The 3,228-nt window shown below is 46.4% G+C and carries 1 protein-coding gene; it reads right to left on the minus strand.

The genetic code is table 11. The features are described 5' to 3' along the window. Nucleotides 1-76: 76 nt before the first annotated feature. Complete coding sequence (locus F1529_RS17440; protein WP_155137837.1) at nt 77-3,097, minus strand: Tn3 family transposase; 3,021 nt, start codon at nt 3,095-3,097, stop codon at nt 77-79. Between the last annotated feature and the right edge of the window lie 131 nt (nt 3,098-3,228).

Below are 3,228 nucleotides of genomic sequence, written 5' to 3' on the forward strand. Positions count from 1 at the left end.
GGGGTTCTAGGGATTTTGCCGCCAAATATTGCAATTCGCTCTGTAGGCCTTGCTATTCCTAGGCTGTAGAGGTGCATTACTTTTCCAGGAACGGTATATATTCCTCAATCGGCGCCATCAGATACTCAATATCCAGCATTTCACTAGACTGATTGAACAGGTATTTACCCTTCAGATTGATGCTCTGCCATGCGACCGGAGATGCTCGCTTAATGGTCTCCGCTTGCTTGTCTTTGCCCTGATGCTCAAAGCTTTGCAGCAGGTTACTGAGAACTTTGGAGTTGAAGTAGATGATGGCATTGGCCATTAATCTAGCGCATTCATTCCACAGCTCGATCTCTTCATCGCTGTTACCACGGAATCGGTCACCATTCACCTGGCTAATCGCTCGGCGTAGCTGATGATAGGCTTCACCGCGGTTCAGTGCTTTTTGCACATGACTACGCAGCTCAGGGTCATCAATGTAGCTCAGCAAATATCGAGCTTTTACTAATCGGTTGTATTCGGTAAATGCTTCAAGTAAGGGGTGGTTACTTTTATAAGATGAAAGTTTTCGCACCAAGGTGGCTTGATCCGTTTTGCGCTGTGCCAGTGAGACTGCGATGCGTTGGATGGTGTCCCAGTGCTCCATGATGCGTTTGATATTAATGGGCTTTTTCAGGCTGAGCTGAAGGCGGTCGTTTTTATCCGTGGTGATATTAAACATCTTTTCGATCACGCTTCCAACTTTGGCGTATCGAGGCGCAAACTGGTAACCAAACAAGTCCAGGAGTGCAAAATTAATGTGGTTAACCCCATGAGTATCCGTCGACACAACGTCCGGGATTATTTCAGATCTATTGTTCATCAGAAGGTCGAACAGGTAGTGGCTTTCATGCTCGTTAGAACCGATAATTCGGTTGTTGATCGCCATGTGATGGGCGTTGAGGCTTACGTTCGATAACCCCTTGGCTGTACCGAAGTATTTTGAGGAGTACCGAGTGCGGAAGGTTTCCCTTTTGGCTTCGAATTTCTGCCCGTCGGCGCTGACATGCACAATGCCTTCCTGGATGTAGTAGTGTTTGAAGATCGGTAATTTGGCCGTTGCATTGTTAATACGGTCGTTAGCGTTACTAAGAGTTTCTAACCGCAAGTAATTAGCCTGAATGGTGCTTAACTGTTCATAGTTACGATCAGAGATCTCTGCTATACCATAGATTCCCTGGTTGGTCGCATTCGCAACCATTATCGCCAATAAATCCACTTCGAACTGCCGACCTTTAGTGTTCATACCTAAGACGTGCTCGAAGTCATCGATAAAACCTGTATCTCGGTCGACCACTCGCAGAACATCGGCGATGTCTACCGAACGCATCTGCCCAAAGAAAGGGTTATTGACCAAGTGCTTCTTGCTCGCAGTGGGCAACCTCCAGTGTCGTTTACCTCCTTTTTGCTTCAGGATAATGTCTCGGTTGTCCGTTTCTTCCAGATAGTGGCTCACCTCGTCCAGACGCATATCAAGTTCGGTAGCCATATTGGTTATGAGCGATGCAGGATTGGCCATCAGCTTTTCCTGTGCAGTGGATTCTAACAAGCTTTGCTTTTCTTGTTTCCAGTACTTTGGTTTAACTAAATCTGCATCCAAAGCCCGGTATTTAATAACGTCTGGCATCAACAGCTGACCTTGCAATCGGTCGGGAATCTGCAGATAAAGGTACCATTCATAACGGCCTTTATTGAGGCTATCATCTTTATTCAGCAACAATGGGAGTAGTTGTTTTTGTGGTAAACGGCGATCCAGACTGGCATCACTGAGCTTATGATTGGCTACCAAATCTAATCTGGCTTGATCTAGCACTCGCGCCAGTCGCTGTGTTTTATCTGCACCTTCAATTCGTAAACAGCAGAACAATGATCGTAGCAACCCTGTGCGTAGCGTTGATTCTCCATCCAGTTGCTGCCAATAAGACTCATCTGCAGACTTCTTTTGACTGCTCAAGTACTGGCAGACAGAGGTGAGATCTTTGGCATTAAGTACCTTAAAAGCCTGCTGCTGGACCGATTGTAAGCGAGTGTCCGGTTCAACATCTTCTTCCAAAAACAACTGAAAAACACCTGCAGCTTTTTCGACATTCCGAGCAGCTTTCTGCCAATCTTTATAGACTTGTTCCTTGGCCATTGCCTTGGCACGAGCCTTCACTTGCCGTACATGATGGATAAAACCATCAGCGATTCTTTCCAAACATTGCTGATGTCGATGTTGCAGATAGCTTAACAGGTACAACTGCTGATTGAGCGGTGATTGCCGTTTGAGTTTGGCACCATAGTAATCCACGCGGCTGGCGAAATAATGTAGGTTCATTTGCGACAGCCCCAGGCTTTCCTGCACTTGAGTGACTTCAACGATCCAAGGCTGAAGGTGATGATAAACTTGAAGCTCTTTGTTTAGTTCAGTGCCTGTGAAATTGCGTGCACCTTGGCGCAGGTGTTGTAACGTAAAGGCATTCTCGCCACACAGTAGCTCAGAGAGCATGGTCTTCAGGCCTTTGGGGCAAGCGGCTTTCACGCGCTCATGTAAAGCATTCTGGTGTTGTATCAGAACTTGGCTGATGAGCTTCTGCAGTGTGCTGTAGGCGGGAATTGCAATCTTGTTGTGGGACAGATATTCGGTCGTCGAGTCAAAAAGAGCTCGTGGTGCCGCCCAGCTATTTGCGCTTTCAAGTAAATGGCCTGTCAGCAATGAGTGGTGTTCATGGTCACTCCAATTAGAAACGCCAAGTAACGAAAGAACACGCTCGTATAATCGGGACTTCTGGTCAGCCTTCAGGCTAAATCGACGGTATTTTAGATCTTTGAAGTACAGTTTAGAGACAAATGCTAGGTCAGACTGCATTGATTTGAAGCTGGGATTGAGCAGGATCGGTTTAGATTTGAAATAGCCCAGCAGAACGATAGCCACAACTCGATGCTTACGATCTCTAATCCGGTTGATTTCATCGAATTCTCGGTCATTAAGAGTAAAGAAAAAACGCTGGTCGGATTCGGAGAACACGGGAGGTGAATACAATTCTTCAATTTCTGCCGCTGTCAGTATCGACAGGCGCTTACCTTTGCTCATATCTTGACCCAAAAAGCCAAGAAGGATACAGATATTTGCGGTGAAATGAAATTAATAGCCTTCTACAGGTCACGCCAGCCGTGGCTTGCAGGGCGAATTGCAATATTTGGCGGCAAAATCCCTAGAACCCC

The organism is Alcanivorax sp. VBW004, from assembly GCF_009718865.1.
GTDB lineage: Bacteria > Pseudomonadota > Gammaproteobacteria > Pseudomonadales > Alcanivoracaceae > Alcanivorax.